14 protein-coding genes and 1 pseudogene are annotated in these 16,343 nt (G+C 68.3%); 7 read left to right on the top strand and 8 right to left on the bottom strand.

Annotated elements, in window-relative coordinates:
• Nucleotides 1-13: 13 nt before the first annotated feature.
• The 3 genes from MKK88_RS21845 to MKK88_RS21835 all read right to left on the bottom strand — a co-directional run bounded on the left by MKK88_RS21845 (nucleotide 14) and on the right by MKK88_RS21835 (nucleotide 4,107).
• Nucleotides 14-478 (bottom strand): chemotaxis protein CheW, encoded by a 465-nt coding sequence (locus MKK88_RS21845; RefSeq protein WP_409566692.1) that lies wholly within the window; start codon nucleotides 476-478, stop codon nucleotides 14-16.
• Nucleotides 475-2,514: a chemotaxis protein CheA gene (locus tag MKK88_RS21840; protein WP_244003427.1), complete on the bottom strand. Its 2,040-nt coding sequence runs from the start codon at nucleotides 2,512-2,514 to the stop codon at nucleotides 475-477. Before MKK88_RS21840 ends, MKK88_RS21845 begins: the two co-directional genes overlap by 4 nt.
• Before the next feature lie 435 nt (nucleotides 2,515-2,949).
• The gene (locus tag MKK88_RS21835) at nucleotides 2,950-4,107 is read right to left on the bottom strand and encodes a methyl-accepting chemotaxis protein (RefSeq protein ID WP_244003425.1); all 1,158 of its coding nucleotides are present in this window, start codon (nucleotides 4,105-4,107) and stop codon (nucleotides 2,950-2,952) included.
• 485 nt (nucleotides 4,108-4,592) lie between these two features.
• Here MKK88_RS21835 and MKK88_RS21830 point away from each other — a divergent pair, with 485 nt between their 5' ends.
• From MKK88_RS21830 to MKK88_RS21815, 4 genes are all read left to right on the top strand, one after another.
• Nucleotides 4,593-4,856, top strand: a complete 264-nt coding sequence (locus tag MKK88_RS21830) for a lipid asymmetry maintenance protein MlaB (protein ID WP_244003423.1) — start codon at nucleotides 4,593-4,595, stop codon at nucleotides 4,854-4,856.
• A 21-nt stretch (nucleotides 4,857-4,877) separates the two neighbouring features.
• Nucleotides 4,878-5,243 (top strand): response regulator, encoded by a 366-nt coding sequence (locus tag MKK88_RS21825; RefSeq protein WP_244003422.1) that lies wholly within the window; start codon nucleotides 4,878-4,880, stop codon nucleotides 5,241-5,243.
• A 282-nt stretch (nucleotides 5,244-5,525) separates the two neighbouring features.
• On the top strand, nucleotides 5,526-6,326 hold the full coding sequence (locus MKK88_RS21820) for a trypsin-like serine peptidase (RefSeq protein ID WP_244003420.1): 801 nt from the start codon (nucleotides 5,526-5,528) through the stop codon (nucleotides 6,324-6,326).
• A complete protein-coding gene (locus tag MKK88_RS21815; RefSeq protein WP_244003418.1) occupies nucleotides 6,323-7,048 on the top strand; it encodes an SDR family NAD(P)-dependent oxidoreductase in 726 nt (241 codons plus the stop codon). Before MKK88_RS21820 ends, MKK88_RS21815 begins: the two co-directional genes overlap by 4 nt.
• Before the next feature lie 127 nt (nucleotides 7,049-7,175).
• Here the strand turns inward: MKK88_RS21815 and MKK88_RS21810 are convergent, their stop codons facing one another.
• From MKK88_RS21810 to MKK88_RS21800, 3 genes are read right to left on the bottom strand one after another with little or no spacing between them, the layout of a single operon-like run.
• Nucleotides 7,176-7,958 carry an ABC transporter ATP-binding protein gene (locus MKK88_RS21810; RefSeq protein WP_244003416.1) on the bottom strand — a complete coding sequence of 261 codons (783 nt, stop codon included), beginning with the start codon at nucleotides 7,956-7,958 and terminating at the stop codon, nucleotides 7,176-7,178.
• A gap of 44 nt (nucleotides 7,959-8,002) precedes the next feature.
• Nucleotides 8,003-8,794, bottom strand: coding sequence for an ABC transporter permease (locus tag MKK88_RS21805; protein WP_244003414.1), 792 nt, complete (start codon nucleotides 8,792-8,794; stop codon nucleotides 8,003-8,005).
• Between the two features lie 7 nt (nucleotides 8,795-8,801).
• Nucleotides 8,802-9,782 carry an aliphatic sulfonate ABC transporter substrate-binding protein gene (locus MKK88_RS21800; protein ID WP_244003412.1) on the bottom strand — a complete coding sequence of 327 codons (981 nt, stop codon included), beginning with the start codon at nucleotides 9,780-9,782 and terminating at the stop codon, nucleotides 8,802-8,804.
• Nucleotides 9,783-10,108: 326 nt separating this feature from the next.
• Between MKK88_RS21800 and MKK88_RS21795 the strand changes: the two genes are divergently transcribed.
• From MKK88_RS21795 to MKK88_RS21785, 3 genes and pseudogenes are all read left to right on the top strand, one after another.
• On the top strand, nucleotides 10,109-10,642 hold the full coding sequence (locus MKK88_RS21795) for a cupin domain-containing protein (RefSeq protein ID WP_244003410.1): 534 nt from the start codon (nucleotides 10,109-10,111) through the stop codon (nucleotides 10,640-10,642).
• Between the two features lie 19 nt (nucleotides 10,643-10,661).
• Nucleotides 10,662-11,987, top strand: a complete 1,326-nt coding sequence (locus MKK88_RS21790) for an LLM class flavin-dependent oxidoreductase (RefSeq protein WP_244003408.1) — start codon at nucleotides 10,662-10,664, stop codon at nucleotides 11,985-11,987.
• Between the two features lie 502 nt (nucleotides 11,988-12,489).
• Nucleotides 12,490-12,843 (top strand): annotated as a pseudogene (locus MKK88_RS21785) (ATP-binding cassette domain-containing protein); the annotation flags it as partial.
• A gap of 276 nt (nucleotides 12,844-13,119) precedes the next feature.
• Here MKK88_RS21785 and MKK88_RS21780 read toward each other — a convergent pair.
• Together MKK88_RS21780 and MKK88_RS21775 are read right to left on the bottom strand one after the other, a co-directional pair.
• On the bottom strand, nucleotides 13,120-14,004 hold the full coding sequence (locus tag MKK88_RS21780; RefSeq protein ID WP_409566693.1) for an amino acid ABC transporter substrate-binding protein: 885 nt from the start codon (nucleotides 14,002-14,004) through the stop codon (nucleotides 13,120-13,122).
• Between the two features lie 237 nt (nucleotides 14,005-14,241).
• Nucleotides 14,242-15,819, bottom strand: a complete 1,578-nt coding sequence (locus tag MKK88_RS21775; protein WP_244003406.1) for an ABC transporter substrate-binding protein — start codon at nucleotides 15,817-15,819, stop codon at nucleotides 14,242-14,244.
• Nucleotides 15,820-16,343: the final 524 nt, after the last annotated feature.

The raw sequence follows: 16,343 nt of genomic DNA, 5'->3' as shown, positions 1-16,343 counted from the left end.
GTCGTCCTAGTTCTTAGTTCAAGATCTGCAACATGTCCGGGATGATCACGAAATCATCCCTGTATTTGACAATTGAATTTATGTATTCAGGCCGCCATGCCGTGCCGATCACCGGAACAGGCTGGCGGTTCTCCATGGCGATTGCTGTCACCTCGAAGACCCGGTCGGCTACGAGCGCCACCAGGGTCGCGTCGCCGTCGAGATCGAGTTCGATCACCACGAAGCGGGTGTCGGGCGTCGCGGCTGTCACCGGCATGCCGAAACGCGTGCGGATATCGGCGAGCGGCACGACGTTGCCGCGGACGTTCACGATATGGGCGAGATGGGGCCGTGCTCCGGCCACCCGCGTGGTCGGGATCGGATCGATGATCTCGCGCACCATCCCGGCATCGAGCGCGAAGGTCTCGGTGCCGATGCCCAGCATCACCACCTGCAGGGTGCCGTCCGCCTGGCCGGCTTCGACGAAGTCGGTCATCATGCCACCTCCCGGTATTCGCGCGGCCCGTCCGGCTGGCCGGCCGCGTGCCCGCCCGCCGCGATCTGGGCGGGGTCGATGATGAGCGCCGCCGTTCCGTCACCGAGGATCGTGGCGCCCGAGAAGGTCGCGGCGTCGGCTTGAAGCTTCGACAGCGACTTGATCACCGTCTGGTGGTTGCCGAGGATCTGGTCGGCCACCAGCCCGATCCGGGCCTCCCCCACCGCGACGATGATGACCTTCTGGTGCGGGTCGGGCTCACCCGCCGCGTCGAACAGGTCGCGCAGTCGCAGGAACGGCACGAGGTCGCCGCGGATGTCGAGGAAGTCCCGGCCGCAGCCCTGCCCCCGGTCCGGCGGCAGCTCGATGCACTCCTCCACCGCCGCCAGGGGCAGGACGTAACGGGCGTCGCCGACCCGGATCAGCAGCCCCTCGATGATCGCCAGCGTCAGCGGCAGGCGCAGCACCATAGCCGTGCCGGCGCCGGGCTCGGCGGTGATGTCGATGGAGCCGCGCAGGGCCTCGATGGTCTTCTTGACCACGTCCATGCCGACCCCACGGCCCGAGAGCGCCGAGATCGCCTGCGCGGTGGAGAAGCCGGGGGCGAACAGGAACTGGTAGACCTGCTGGTCGGTGAGCGGCGTGCCGGGCTGGACGAGTCCCCGCTCCTCGGCCTTGGCGCGGATGCGGGCCACGTCGAGGCCGGCACCGTCGTCGCGCACGGTCACCAGGACCTGGGCGCCCGCATGCTCGGCCGTCAGCGCGATCCGCCCGGTCGCGGACTTGCCGGAGGCGGCGCGGCGCTCGGGCGCCTCGACGCCGTGATCGATCGCGTTGCGGATCAGGTGCACGAGCGGGTCGGCGAGCCGCTCGATCACGGTCTTGTCGAGCTCGGTCTCCTCACCCTCGGTGACGAAGGTGACGGGCTTGCCGAGGTCGCGCGAGAGGTCGTGGACGAGGCGCCGGAAGCGGCTGAACAGCGTGCCGATCGGCACCATCCGGATGCCCATCGTGGTGTCGCGCAGCCGCGCCGACAGGCGCTCGATCTCCTCCGCGATGGTCTTGATCCCGGCATCGGCGTGCAGGCCGGCCAGCTGACTGAGCCGCGCCTGGGCGATGACCAACTCGCCGACCCGGTCCATCAGCTCGTCGAGCCGCTCCGCCTCGACCCGCATGGTGCTGGCAGCCCGCGGCGGCCCGGGACGGCGCTCGGACGGGCTGCGGGCGGGGGCATCCCGCTCCGCGACCGGGGCGACCGGCACGGCGACCACCCTGGCCTCGGCGGCCGGCACGACCGGACCTTCGACCGGCGGAACCGGCCCGGGCACCGCGACCGGCAGCCCGGGCGTGAGGGGCGCGAGGGTGAGGTCCATGGCGTCCTGCACGAACAGGAACACGTCCTCGATCGCCGCCCGGTCGACGGGGCCGACCAGGGTGACGTCCCAGCCGATATGCAGACTCTCCGGATCGAGATCCTCGAGCCCCGGGAGGTCCGCGAGGCGGGGCACGACCGTGCAGGCGCCGAGTTCGCGCAGCTCGTCCAGCAGCGCCAGCGGGTTGGTGCCGTTGTGCAGGATCCCGGGGTCGAAGCGGATCCCGATCTGCCAGCCGGCCGGTGCCGCCTCGGAGGTGGGCGCCGCGGCCGGCGCGGCCGCCTGTGCCGGCCCACCGCCCACGAGCCGGTCCAGCTCCGCCAGGATCGCGTCCCCGATCACCGCGGTGTCGGGATCGGGATCCTCGATCAGCGTGCGGATGTAGTCCTTCGCCGACAGGGCGACGTTGACGAGTTCGACACTCGGCGCGATCGCGCCGCGCCGGACGAGGTCGAAGGCCGTCTCGAAATCGTGCGTGAAGGCGGCGACCCGGTCGAAACCGAACATCGCGCCGGAGCCCTTGATCGTGTGCAGCGCCCGGAAGGCCGTATCGATCAGCGTCGTGTCGTCCGGCCGGTCGCCCAGATCGAGCAGCGTGGTTTCCAGGCGATCGAGAAGCTCATTGGCTTCCGCCAGAAACACCTCTCGAGGATCAAGCGTCGTCATGGTCAAGAAGATCCAAATACAGCGACATCGATCTCGGCGGGACGATCATTCGATCGCTTCTCCGCGGGCTCAAACCATGCAGGCGATCGAGAATACCGCGATGCGCTGCACTTTTATGACCCGAGTCTTTTGACCGACCGGTCAATTCATAGCTTAGAATTGTTCACGTACGCTTATCAAAAGTTCGTGTCCACGAAATTTTACATACCAGAACGTCAAATCTGTATGAGTTTAGCTGATAACGTAGACAACTAGAAAAACATCAAAGCCTGAACAGCGGCAGGAACAGCCTTGAGTAACTAACGTTCTTTCTGGGCGACAAGAACTATTGCCGTCCTGAACTGCATTTCTCTCGGCCCTGCGAGCCCGGAATATCCGGTCAGCGCTTGATTTCGGCCGGCTTTCACACAGCGCCCGGCGACGCATGCGCGCGGCTCAGAACAGATCGACTCCGGCGAGGGGATCGGTGACGGCCGAATCGGACCGCGCTGGCGCCGGCGCCCCGAGCAGGCGCTGGGACATCCGGTCCCGGACCTCGCCCAGGGTGCAGGCCGTGATCGCCTCCGCGATCCAGGCGGACTCGGCCGCAGCGCACCCTGAGGGGCCGACCACCGCACCGGTCTCGGCGGACTGATGGCGCAGGCGAGCCTCCGTGGCGCGCAGCAGGCCCTGCAGGTTCTGCAGGCGCTGCTTGGCGAGATCCTGGAACTGCATGGTGACGATCGCCCCGGAAACGTCCCCGGCGATGGCCTCCGTGGTCCGGACGGTCTGCGACAGAACCTCGGCGAAGCGCCGGTTCTGATCGACCAGAGCCTCCATGACGAGGCGCACCCGGGCATCGGCGTTCTGGCTCTCCTCCGACATGTCGATCGTCGCGATGTCGTGCAGCAGGCCGTGGCTGCTGCGCAGACCGGTCGCGATCGAGCCGATCTGCCCCTTGATCACCCCCGAGAGCGCATTGATGGAGCCGGCGAGCGCACGCACCTCGTCGGCCACCACCGCGAAGGCCCGCCCGGCCTCCCCGGCGCGGGCCGCCTCGATCTTGGCGTTGAGCGCCAGGAGGTTGGTCTGGCGGTTGATCGTCTCGATCTGCGCCACGCTGCCGTCGATGGAGCCGAGTTCGCTGAGCACGGCGCCCAGCGAGTCCGTCAGGGTCGTCCCCCGGGAGGACAGCAGGGCGATCTTGCCGATCAGCGAGGACAGGATGCCGCCGAGGCCGGCCGCGACCTCCGCCAGGGGCTGTTCGGACCCGCCGATCCGCACCGACTGGATCGCGCTCGCCAGACCCTGCACGATCCCGGCCTGACCGCGGGTCGTGTCCGCGATTCGCTGAAACCGCTCCGATAGTCCGTCGACATGGGTCTCGATATCCGTCGAGACGATCCCGAGTTCGTCGATCAGGGCATCGAGCAAGGCCCGCTGCCGGTCGGACAGGTCGAGCCAGACGTGAAGCAAGTCGGCCAAACCGTGCTGCCCGGCGGGCGCACCCGGGGATGACCGCGCGTCCTGCCGATCCGTCGATCGGCGCTCCGGCTCCGCATCCACGGACTCGGTCTCATACTGGTTGTGATGCGCGCGATCCCGGAAGGACATCCGCGTGTATTCCTTGAGCTCCGCCCGAGCAACCGACGGCGGCATACCATCGTTCTGCATCTCATCCCAAGTGCTCGGCGCGGCGACTTGGACGGCAATCTCTTTCCTCCAAAGCCTGTTAAAAATTTATGCTCAGAGCCGCGACGTATCTAAGTTACGATGCTGTTTTTTGCTTCGGTCTTAAATACCAATATTCGAATAAGATAGACTTCGATGCATATTCCGCGGAATTTCAGCAAACTATCAATACCAATAAAAATGAATTTGCCGGCGTTTATAGTATTTATATCGATATTTCAATACATTGCGACATCGTTTTGGGTTGGATGAAGCGTTAAGAATCGAATTTGTTTGACCGATGCCTGCGGATGGCGCAAAAATTTAAGAGATCTCGCTTCTGAAGTGATCGGCAACGGCCGATCCGCGGGTCGATCCGCGCAAGCCCATCCGTCCGAGGCGTCATGTCCGAATCCCGAACACTCAGAATGCCAGCGCAGTGTGATCTTCGTTCGGTCCAGTCGCTCCGCGGCGAAATGCTCGCCGCCCTCGACGCGGGATCGGCGCTCACGCTGGATTGTGCCGCCGTCGAGCGGGCCGACATGGCCTTCCTCCAGCTCGTGCTGGCGGCCGGGCGGTCGGCCGCCCGTCGCGGCGCGACCCTCGCGTTGACGAATCGGACCGGAGGTCTCGACGTCGCCTTCCGCCGGGCGGGTCTCGACCCATCCGCCCCGGCCATGCCCGCCCTCTGACGCGCAGATTTGGATTACGCCATGGCAACCGTTCTCACGGTCGACGACTCGCCCAGCATCCGCCAGATGATCAAGGTCGTCCTGGGACCAGCCGGCCATACGGTGGTCGAGGCCGGCGACGGCGCGGAGGGGCTCGCCAAGGCCAAGGCCGAGCCGGTCAACCTCGTGATCACCGATCTCAACATGCCGGTGATGAACGGAATCGAGATGATCCGGCAGCTTCGGCAAGTCCCGTCCTGCGCGGGCGTGCCGATCCTGTTCCTGAGCACCGAGTCGGACGAAGGCGTGAAGCAGCAGGCCAGATCGGCCGGCGCGACCGGCTGGATCACGAAGCCGTTCAAGCCCGAGCAACTCCTCGCCGTGGTCTCGAAGCTGATCCGCAGCTGAACGAGCGGGCGCCGAGCCGGTAGCCTGCTGCGGATCGACATCCTCGACCTGACGTTGCGCCTCAAGAGACGCGTCGTGCGGTTCCGCGCGGCGGTGCCGGCGATCCGGGCTCGCGCTGGACGCCGATGCCCGCGGAACATGCCGACCGGGCCCCGTATCCAGGTCGCACGGGAGAACCGAAAACGTCCGGACGCCGAACCGGGTTTGGACACTCCGATGGTGGTCCCCTATGTCGGCGGAGACACTCTAGTCATCCTGTCGGGATAGTCGAACGGATCCCGGATGCGCCTGGTTTACGGAAGCTCGACCTGCGTGGCGCTCAGCCTCGTCGCGATGGCGGCCGCGCAGGCGCAATCCATGGTCCCGCCGCTGCCGCAGGCACCGACCCCTGATCTCGATCCCCGAACCTGGCCCTTGAGCGCGGTCGGCAAGTTGAACGTCGTCACGGGGCCCGGGAGCCGGAAATACTGCACGGCGACGCTCGTCGGACCGCGCCACGCCCTCACCGCCGCGCATTGTCTCTGGGACGGCGCACGGCAGCGTTGGGTCGATGCGGCCAACATTCACTTCGTCGCCGGGTACGAGCAGGGACGCTACACCGCGCATTCGATCGCGAAAGCCTACACGAAGCCGGACGCCTACCGGTTCGGGACGAGCCGTGAGGATCTCAGCCGCGACTGGGCCGTCGTCGAGCTGGCCGAGCCGATCCCCCTCAAGCCGCTGGGCCTCAGCGCAGCCCTCGGCCCGGCGACCCGGGCGACCACGCTGACCGGCATCGTCCACGCGGGCTACAAATCCTACGCGAACCAGATCATCAGCGTGGAGCGCGGCTGCCAGGCCCGGTACGAACCCTCCGCCCTGCCGCTGCTCGACCATTTCTGCCGCGTCGTGCCGGGGGAATCCGGGTCGGCGCTGATCCTGCGCGACGGCGAGCCCGGGATCGTCGGCATCCTCGTGGCCGGTTCGTCGAACGGCACCTCGATCGCGGTCCCGGTCAGCAGCTTCCGGGCCGCCGTCGAGGCCGCCCTGACGCGCACGGCCGGGAGTGTGGCCGCGAAGCCCGCCCGGGTGCCGACGCCGTGACAGCAAACCCGACCAGCGCGGTCGTGATCGGCGCGTCCGGCGGCATCGGCCAAGCGCTGGTCTCCCGGCTCGCGGCCGACGAAACCTACGCGCCGATCTTCGCGCTCTCCCGCGCGCAGCCGCCGGCCCCGCCGGGCGTCCGCACCCAGGCGATCGACCTCGGCGACGAGGCGTCGATCGCGGCCGCCGCGGCCACGGTCGGCGCGGCCGGACCGGTCGGGCTGATCATCGTCGCCACCGGCATCCTGCATCAGGATGGCGTCTCACCCGAGAAGACGTTCCGGGCGCTCGATCCCGCCACGATGGCCGCCGTCTTCGCGGTCAACACGATCGGCCCCGCCCTCGTCGCCAAGCATTTCGTGCCGTTGCTGGCGCGGCAGGGACGCTGCGTGTTCGCGGCCTTGTCGGCCCGGGTCGGATCGATCGAGGACAATCGGCTCGGCGGCTGGTACGCCTACCGCGCCTCGAAGGCGGCGTTGAACCAGATCCTGCGGACCCTCTCCATCGAGGTGGCCCGCATCCGGCCCGACGCCCTCGTGGTCGGCCTGCATCCGGGCACGGTCGCCTCCAACCTGTCGCGCCCGTTCCGGCCGGACCCGAAGGCCGAGGGCATCCTGCAGCCCGAGGCGAGCGCGGCGCATCTCCTGCGCGTGCTCGGCGCCCTCGACGCCAAGGACACCGGCGGCGTCTTCGCCTGGGACGGGACGCGCGTGCCGGCCTGAGCGGGGGAACGCTGGCTTGCCCACGCGACCCGGCAGGGATTCTGCCGAGTGCTGTAGGCGGGCCGACGCGGGTCTGCGCAGCGCGTAGAGCCGCCTGTCACCCCGAGGACGTGTTTCCGGCGGAACCCTACCACCAGCCGGCCCGCACCTCGGCGGCCGGGTCGCGGCGCGCGACGGGGGGATGCAGGGACCGGTCGAGGGCGGCCATGACCCGGCGCACCGCCTCCTCGTAGCGCGCCGAGACGGGATCGCGGGGCCGGGGCAGCCGGATCGCGACGGTCTCGTCGAGCCGGCCCGGCCGCGGCCGCATCACCACCACCCGGTCGGCCAGCGTCACGGCCTCGCCCACGTCGTGCGTGACGATCAGGATCGTGGGCTTCGATTCCGCCCAGAGATCGAGCAGCTGCGCGTGCAGGCCCCGGCGCGTGAAGGCATCGAGCGCCGAGAACGGTTCGTCGAGGAGCAGCACGCGCGGCTGCGGGACGAAGGCCCGGGCGATGGCGACGCGCTGCTGCTGGCCGCCCGACAGCTCCCGGGGCCAGCGGCCCCCATGCTCGGCGAGACCCACCCGCTCCAGGGCCCGGCCGACCCGCGCGCGGTATTCGGACCGGGCGAGCCCGGCAAGGCCGAAGCCGACATTGTCGGCGACGCTCAGCCACGGCAGCAGCCGGGGCTCCTGGAACACGACACCGATCCGGGGATGGGGCTCGCGGACCGTCTCGCCGTCGACCGTGACGGTGCCGTCGCTGGCCCGATCCAGCCCCGCGATCAGCCGTAGCAACGTCGTCTTGCCGCAGCCGGACCCGCCGATCAGCGCGACGATCTCGCCGGGCGCCACCGACAGGCCGATCCCTGAAAGGGCCTGCGTGCCGTCCGCGTAGGTCTTCGAGAGGGCATCGACGGTGAGCACGGGGACCTCTGACGCGGACGGGGTTCCAGGGCACGGCCCGGCCTTCACAGGCTCTCCCGCACCGTATCCTGCCAGCGCGTCAAGGGCCGCGTCAGCACGACGAAGAGCGTATCGGCCAGCTTTCCGGCCAGCGCGAAGGCGATGATCGCCGCCAGGATCTGGTCGGGCTTGCCGAGCTGCTGACCGTCGACCAGCAGGTAGCCCAGCCCCTCGGAGGCCCCCATCAGCTCGGCCGCCACCACGAACAGGAACCCGAGGCCGAGGCCGGTGCGCAGCCCGACCAGCGTCGCCGGCAGGATCGCGGGCAGCAGGATCCGGCGGGCCATGGCGCCGCGCGACAGGCGGTAGATCCGCCCGACCTCGACGAGCTTGCGATCGACCGAGGCGATTGCCCCGGACACCCCGACATAGACGGGGAAGAACACCCCCACGGCGATCAGCAGGATTTTTGGCGTCTCCAGGATGCCGAACCAGAGGATGAAGAGCGGGACCCAGGCGAGGGACGGCACCGCGCGCAGCGCCTGCAGGCTCGGATCGCAGATCCGGCGCACGAGCGGCAGCATCGCGACCGCGGTGCCCATCAGGATTCCGGCCGCGGCGCCGAACAGGAAGCCGAGGCCGACCCGGATCAGCGTCGCCTCGACATGGACTAGGAGGTCGCCCGACGCGGCGAGCTCCCAGAGCGTGGCGCCGATCCGGCTCGGCGGCGGCAGGAGACGCCCGGAGGCGGCCCCGGTATCGACCGCCATCTCCCAGCCGGCGGCGAGGGCCAGGGGAAGCGCGAGCGCGAGGGCGAGCGCAAGACCGGCCTGACCGCCCTGTCGCAACGACGGCATCGCCGCCTCAGCGCGCGGCGAGGGGATTGAAGCGCGCGTCGAGCAGGCCGTCGGTCGCGGCCGCCACATCCGTGCCGGCCGGGATCACGCCGGCCTGCTGGAGGGCGAGGCCGGCCGCCTTGATCGCCTCGGCCTGGGCTGGTCCGATCGTCGGCTGTGTCAGGTCGGTGCGCTCCAGTTGGCGGGCGATCACCGGCTCGGGCAGCTTGGTGGCGGCCACCAGGGCCGCGCCGAGGGCCTTCGGGTTGGCCAGCGCGTAGACACGGGCGCGCTCGTAGGCCGCGATCACCGCACGGACGAGATCGGGATGGGCCTGCGCAAAATCCTCGCGCACGTCGAGCAGGCCCCAGGTGTTGGCCGCCGCGTCGCGGTAGAACAACACGTCGCCGTTCTCGATCTCGGCCGCCGCCATCATCGGGTCGAGCCCCGCCCAGGCATCGACATCCCCCCGGTCGAGGGCCGTGCGCCCATCCGAATGCTGGAGCAGGACGAGCTTGGCGTCCTTCTCGGTGAGGCCGGCCCCCTGGAGCGCGCGGATCAGGAAGATGTGCGGGTCGGTGCCCCGGGTGACAGCGACGCGCTTCCCCTTCAGGTCGGCGGGCTTGGCGATGCCCGTGTCCTTGCGGGTGACGAGGGCCGTCCATTCCGGGCGCGAGAACGTGTAAATTGCCCGGATCGGATTGCCGTTAATCCGCGCCACGAGGGAAGCCGCGCCCGCCGCCGAGCCGATATCGATGGCGCCCGCGTTCAGGAATTCGAGCGCCTTGTTGGAGCCGAGCGACTGGACCCAGCGGACCTTGATGCCCTTCGGCGCCAGGGCCTCCTCCAGAAACCCCCTCTCCTTCAGGAGCAGGCCGACCGGATTGTAGGTCGCCCAATCCAGGCGGATCTCCTTGGGATCCTCGGCGAAGGCCCCCCGCCCGAGCGGTCCCGTCAGGGCCGCCAGGGCGAGGCCGGCGGCCAGGAGGACTCGGCGGGTTGCGGACATGGACAAGACCTTGGTGTGCATCGCCCAGCAGAGACGGCGTATTCGGCAGAGCTCAGGAAAGGCGCGTCCGGTCAAGTCTATTGATCGAGGATACCCACGGTCTCGCCATGGAGACGCACGATCGCGGGGTTGTCACGGTGACGCGGGTAGGGCGCACACGGGCAGCTCGGACCGGATCGCGGTCCGGCGGACGATCGCGGCGCGGGTCATCGAACGCGGCGGGACGGCGGGCGCGGGGCCGTTGGGAAGGCTCCCGTGCACAAGCCACCGACCCGGCCTCTCGCATGTCGTGACAGCTGTGCGATGATGGCCGCGGAGGATCCGGTATGCACCACGACGGCGACGACCATCATACCCACGCGCACGATGATGGGCATGATCACGCGCACGACCACGGAGCCTCCGAGCGCTGGAAGCACGATGGGGTGCGGGTGATCCCGGGCGACCGGCTCGATCCCAACACCGCGCAGACGCCCGGCATGTTCCGGCAGGCGGCGATCAACGCCGCCCGGGTCGGTGCCCAGAAGATCTGGGCCGGCACGGTGGCGATCCAGCCCGACGCCAAGACCGGCGTTCACCATCACGGCGACTTGGAGAGCGTGATCTACGTGGTCTCCGGCCGGGCGCGGATGCGCTGGGGCGACAGGCTCGAATACGTCGCGGAAGCCGGCCCCGGCGACTTCATCTTCGTGCCGCCCTTCGTGCCCCATCAGGAGATCAATGCCTCGACCGACGAGCCGCTGCACTGCGTGCTGGTGCGCTCCGACAATGAGGCGGTGGTCGTCAACCTGCCCGACGTCGCGGCCGCCGAGGCGCCCGAGACGGTCTACTGGGTCGATCCGATCCACAAGCATCCGTAGAATATCGGAGACGGCAACGATGAGCCGGGACCGTCAGCTGCATCTCGGCGCCTTCATGCGCCCGGTGGGGATCCATACCGGGTGGTGGCGCTATCCGGGCGGCTACCCGGACGCGAACTTTAACGTCGAGCACCTGGCGCATTTCGCCCGGCGGCTCGAGGCGGCGAAGTTCGACGCCTTCTTCATGGCCGACCACTTGGCGGTGATGAACATGCCGCCAGCGGCTTTGCGCCGCTCGGCCACCGTCACGTCGTTCGATCCGCTAACCCTGCTGCCGGCGCTCGCCGTGCTCACCGAGCGGATCGGCCTGATCGCCACGGCCTCGACCACCTACAACGAGCCCTACCATATCGCCCGCAAGTTCTCGTCCCTCGACCACCTCTCGAAGGGCCGCGCCGGCTGGAACCTCGTCACCTCCGGGAACCCGGACGAGGCCCATAATTTCGGCCGGGACGCCCATGTCGATCACGCCACCCGCTACGCCCGGGCCCGTGAGTTTTTCGACGTGGTGACCGGTCTGTGGGATTCCTTCGCGGACGACGCCTTCACGATGGATCCCGAGAGCGGGCTGTTCTTCGATCCGGAGAAGATGCACGTGCTCGATCACCGGGGCGCGTTCCTGAAGGTGAAGGGCCCGCTCAACATCGCCCGTCCGGTGCAGGGCTGGCCGGTCATCGTGCAGGCCGGCGCCTCGGAGGCGGGCAAGCAGATCGCCGCCGAGACCGCCGAGATGGTGTTCGGCTCGGGCTCCACGCTTGAGGCGGCGCAGGCCTTCTACGCCGACGTGAAGGGCCGGATGCCGGCGGCCGGGCGCGATCCCGATCACCTGAAGATCCTGCCGGGCTGCCTCGTTTTCCTGGGCGAGACCGAAGACGAGGCCCGGGCCAAGAAGACCCGCCTCGACGACCTCGTCCATCCCGACAGCGGGCTTGCCAACCTGTCGGTGCGCCTCGGCGTCGACGCCACCGGCTTCGATCTCGACGCGCCGCTGCCGGAGATTCCCGAGACCAACGCCAGCAGGAGCGGACAGGCGCAGATCGTCGACGACGCCCGCCGCACCGGCGCGACGGTCCGCGAACTGGCGCGCAAGGTCGGCGGTTATGGCGGGCTGCAGATGGTCGGCACGCCCGCCCAGGTCGCCGACCGGATGGAGGAATGGCTGGAGACCCGTGCCTGCGACGGCTTCAACGTGATGTTCCCCTTCGTGCCGGAGGGGCTCGACGACGTGGTCGACCGTCTCGTGCCGGAATTGCAGCGCCGCGGCCTGTTCCGCCGCGATTACGCGGGGGCGACGCTCAGGGATCATCTCGGGCTGCCCCGTCCCGAGAACCGGTTTTTCCCGTAGCGGACAGGGCGATGGCCGACATCACGCCGCCGGGGTTGCACGCGGCTTTGCGCCAGAGGGACGTCGAGGTCCTCCGAATGCCAGACCCGAAAATGCGTCTTTCCAAACAAGACGAAATTTTCTGATCGATACTCTTGCTTCGGAGAAGTTACTTCGAGATACGAATACCATCCTTCATTTTCAAGTTGACTTGAAAAGCGCGCGCCGTACCTGGATCCACCCGTCGTGTCGTCCTGTCCGACGCCCTGAGCCTCCGACCGGCCCGCGCTGCAACGGCGCCGTTGCGGGTCGTGGCCTCGTCGGTACGGCATGCGGAGATCCGTGAGTTCGTCGCCGACGGGCCGCGGAAGATCATCGAGATCTTGGGCGATCCCCGGACGAACGCATCGCTGCGGGAACGCCAATGTCTCCCAGCACATGCCGTTCCTCCGCTCGGAGGAGGCCGCCTTGGGGGTGCGCTTCGCCGCCCGCGCGTTCGATCCGCGGCGCGGGCTGTTCGCCGCGCCTCGTCGGCCTGGAGGACAAGGCAGACACCTATCCATCCCGCCTGTCGGGCGGCCGGAAGCAGCGCGTCGGCATCGCCCGCGCCCTGGTGAGCGACCCCGAAATCCTGCTCTGCGACGCGGCGACCTCGGCGCTGGACCCAGAACCCACCCTATCGATCCTGAACCCGCTGCGGGACATCAACCGGCGGCTGGGCCTGACCATCATCCTGACCACCCAGGAGATGAGCGTGATCCGCGAGATCTGCACCGACGTGGTGGTGGAGGCCGGCCGGGTCGCCGAGGCGGGGCCGGTCTGGCGCGTGTTCGGCGCACCGGAGCACCCGGTGACGCGGGTGCTGCTGGCGCCCCTCAGCTGGATCGTCGTGCCGGAAAGCGGTTCGGACTTCGTCGACCTTGTGATCCCCGCGCTTCAGGATCGGGGCCTGTACAAGACCGCCTCCGCGCCCGGATCGCTCCGGCGCGAGCTGTTCGGCCAGGGCGACCGCCTCCCCGGCCGACACGCCGCCCACGCCGTCCGGCCCGGGATCACCCTCTGACGCTCGGCCTCCCTCCGCCAAGCGGCATGGGCCACCGATCGGTGTCCCGGCGGGGCGCTCGGGTAGAAGCGCTTGTTGCGGCTGGGCGCCTCAGTACAGCGCCGGGTCCGGGCTATCGTTCGGATGCGCCAGAGTCTTGCTCATGGTCGCATTCATCGGAAAGTTGAGATTGATCCCGCGCGGCGGGATCGGCTTGGTGAACCATTTGTCGTAGAGCGCCTTGCCCCCTGGGCTGGTGTACAGCTTGGCGGTGGCGGCATCGGCCACCGCCTTGAACGCCGGATCGTCCTTGCGCACCATGATCCCGTAGGGTTCGGGACGCGACAGGGCGTCCGACGAGATCCTGTAGGCGCCCGGCTCCTTCGAGGACGCGATCAATGAGGCGAGCAGCACGTCGTCCATGACGTAGGCGGCGGCGCGGCCGTTCTCGACCATCAACCATGCCTCGCCGTGGTCCTTGGCCTGCAGAATTGTCATCCCGAGGTTTCGTGCGGTGTTGATCTCAAGGGCCTGGACGATGTTCGTCGACCCCGGGATCGACACGACGGTCTTACCTTTCAGATCGTCGATCTTGTCGATCTGCGCCGATCTCTTCGATGCGAACCGCGTCGCGGTGAGGAAATGGGTGTTCGTGAACCAGACTTGCTTCTGGCGATCCGCGTTGTTCGTGGTCGAGCCGCATTCGAGGTCGATCGTGCCGTTGGCCATCAGCGGAATCCGCGTGGAGGCGGTCACGGGAACCAGCTTGACCGCCAGCCTCGGGAGCTTGAGCGCCGCTCTGACCGCGTCCGTGATTGCGTAACAGATGTCCATCGCGAACCCGACCGGCTTCTGATCGCCGTCGAGATAGGAAAACGGGATCGACGCATCCCGATAGCCGATGGCGATCTCGCCACTGTCCTTCACCTTCTTCAGCGTACCGGTGAGCTCTTCAGCCCCGGCGGCCTGTGAACCGAAGAGCAGGATCGTCGACAGGATCAGCCAGGACTTGCGCGACACGACGGTCCTCCAGCCAGATGGGGAAGCCGCACGTTCGGGCGGCCCGGGAACGGACATCGCGGCCGGGCCAATACGGCACGGCAGCGGGTGAAGCATCCCGGGCAATTTTCGCGCCGCTTTAGATATGGCACGTCAGTCAACAAACCCGACCGACGATGAAGCGACACGGGAAGGTTCGACGGTGGCGCGCGCTCCGGTGTTGGGAGATCGGGATCACATCCGCCGGATGTTCGTGAACAGCGGCAAACCAACCTGCATCCCGTCCAAGTCGGCCCGATAGGCCGTGGGCTGGAGGTAGGACCCCAGGGGCAGGAACGGGACGTCTTCGAAAGCCTGGATCTGCATCTGCCGCGCGATATCGAGCCGCTGAGCTTGATCTGCCGTGTCGATCCACGATTGCCGCTGCTGCTCAAGTTGCGCGTCCGTGGGCCAGCCATTCCAACCCTTCAGCCCGGTGCCGCGCAGCAGCAGATGACCCGCCGGGCTCATCATGTCGTAGCCGCCCCAGAACGAGCCGAACACGCTCCAGCCGCCCTTGTCGATCGGCTGCTGGCCGGTGGCGCGCTGCACCACGGTGCCCCAGTCGGTGGCGATTTCGTCGACGTTCAGGCCGAGCTGGCGCATCATGGCGACGCCGACGCTGCAGATCGCGTTGATGCGCGGGACGTCCGTCGCCGTCAGGAACACGACGCGTTCGCCCTTGTAGCCGGCTGCGGCGATGTCGCGCTTGAGCGTGGTGAGGTCGTGCGTCCCGCTCAGGGCCTCCATCCCGGCATCGTTGGCCATGGGCAGGCCGGCGGGTCCGAACACGCCGACCCGGGTATCCACGGCAGCGTTGTCGCCCGCGACCGCCTGCATGAACTCGGTCTGATTGACGGCGCGGAGCACGGCGCGCCGGATCGCCGGGTTGTCGAAGGGGGGATAGAGGAAGTTGAAGCGCAGCACGCCGATCAGGCCCTTGTCCTCTACGACCTGAAGCTTGATCGCCCGGTTGGAGCGCAGGCTCGGCACGAGATCCATGAGCGGTTGCTCGACCCAATCGACCTCGCCAGCCTGGAGGGCTGCGACCTGCGTGCCGGGATCCGGGTTCGTCAGCCACTCGACGCGGTCGAAATGGGCGATGCGGGGACCGGCGCAGAAGCTCGGCGGCCCGTCGGTTCGCGGCACGTAGCCCTCAAAGCGCTGGTACACGTTGCGCGCACCGGGTACGCGCTCGTTGGCGATGAAGCGGAACGGGCCCGAGCCGACCATCTCGGTCAGTCGGGTCGTGGGCGGTGTCGCGGCCAGCCGCTCCGGCATGATGGCCGCCATCAGGTTCGTCGGCTTGGCCAGGGCGTTCGGCAGCAGCGGGAACGCGTGCTTGAGGCGGAACTCGACCACCTTGTCAGAGGGCGCCGAGAGTTCGTCGGTGGCCGCCATCAGCGCCTGGCCGAAGGAATCGGTGGTCGCCCATCGCTTGAGGCTGGCGACCACATCCCGCCCGAGAACGGGGGCGCCGTCGTGGAACTTCAACCCGTCGCGCAGGGTCAGGCGCACGCGCCGCCCGCCATCCTCGACGCTCTCACCCCCGACCATCTGCGGCCGGGGCATGCCGGCGGCGTCGAGGGCGTAGAGGGTATCGAACACCATCATCACGTGGTTGCGGGTCACGAAGGCGCTGACCAGCGGGTCGAGCAGGGCGAGGTCGGCGTAAGGGACGAACTTGAGGGTCGTGGCGGCCTGCGCGCGCACGCGGCACGGTGCCGCGACGAGGGAGGCGGTGACGCCAGCCAGTACATCGCGTCGCCGCATCGAGAGCCTCCAACCGCCTGAGTGATGCCCATCGTGCAGAATGGCATGCCACAGGGAACGACGGCGCGTCTGGCGGTCGAACGACGCTAGCAGCACGCAGCCGCCGCGCCCGTCTCGAACCCCGGAGGTGCGGCGGCCGGACTCTCCGGCGAGGGCGAATTGTGGCCCTTTGACGTGCTGGAGCGCCGTTTCAGGCGCGATCCGCGCCGGACCGTGTCGACGCGCATTGCCGATCGAGAGGATTGTCCACTCCGCAGCGAACGCATCGTCAGGGGGCGGCGCTGGCGCGGCCAGGGCCGCAGCCGACGGCCTCAGACGCACCCCGCACCCGTCAGCTCGACGGCGACCCGCCGATACCGCGTCCGAGCCAGATTTGGTTCCTCCGTCTAGCACTACTTTGGCAGATTGAAGGAACGCGGGAGGTTTTCGCGGATTCGCATGCCACGGCCATGGGCTTGGGTGCGCGCGATGTCCGGTGCTGGCGGATGGCATGAGGATCTGGATCGGTGGCTGCAGCCATTTCT

The organism is Methylobacterium sp. E-005 (assembly GCF_022829725.1).
Classification (GTDB): domain Bacteria; phylum Pseudomonadota; class Alphaproteobacteria; order Rhizobiales; family Beijerinckiaceae; genus Methylobacterium.
Note: the sequence above shows the minus strand (reverse complement) of the source record. Positions and strands in the feature narration are given on the sequence as shown.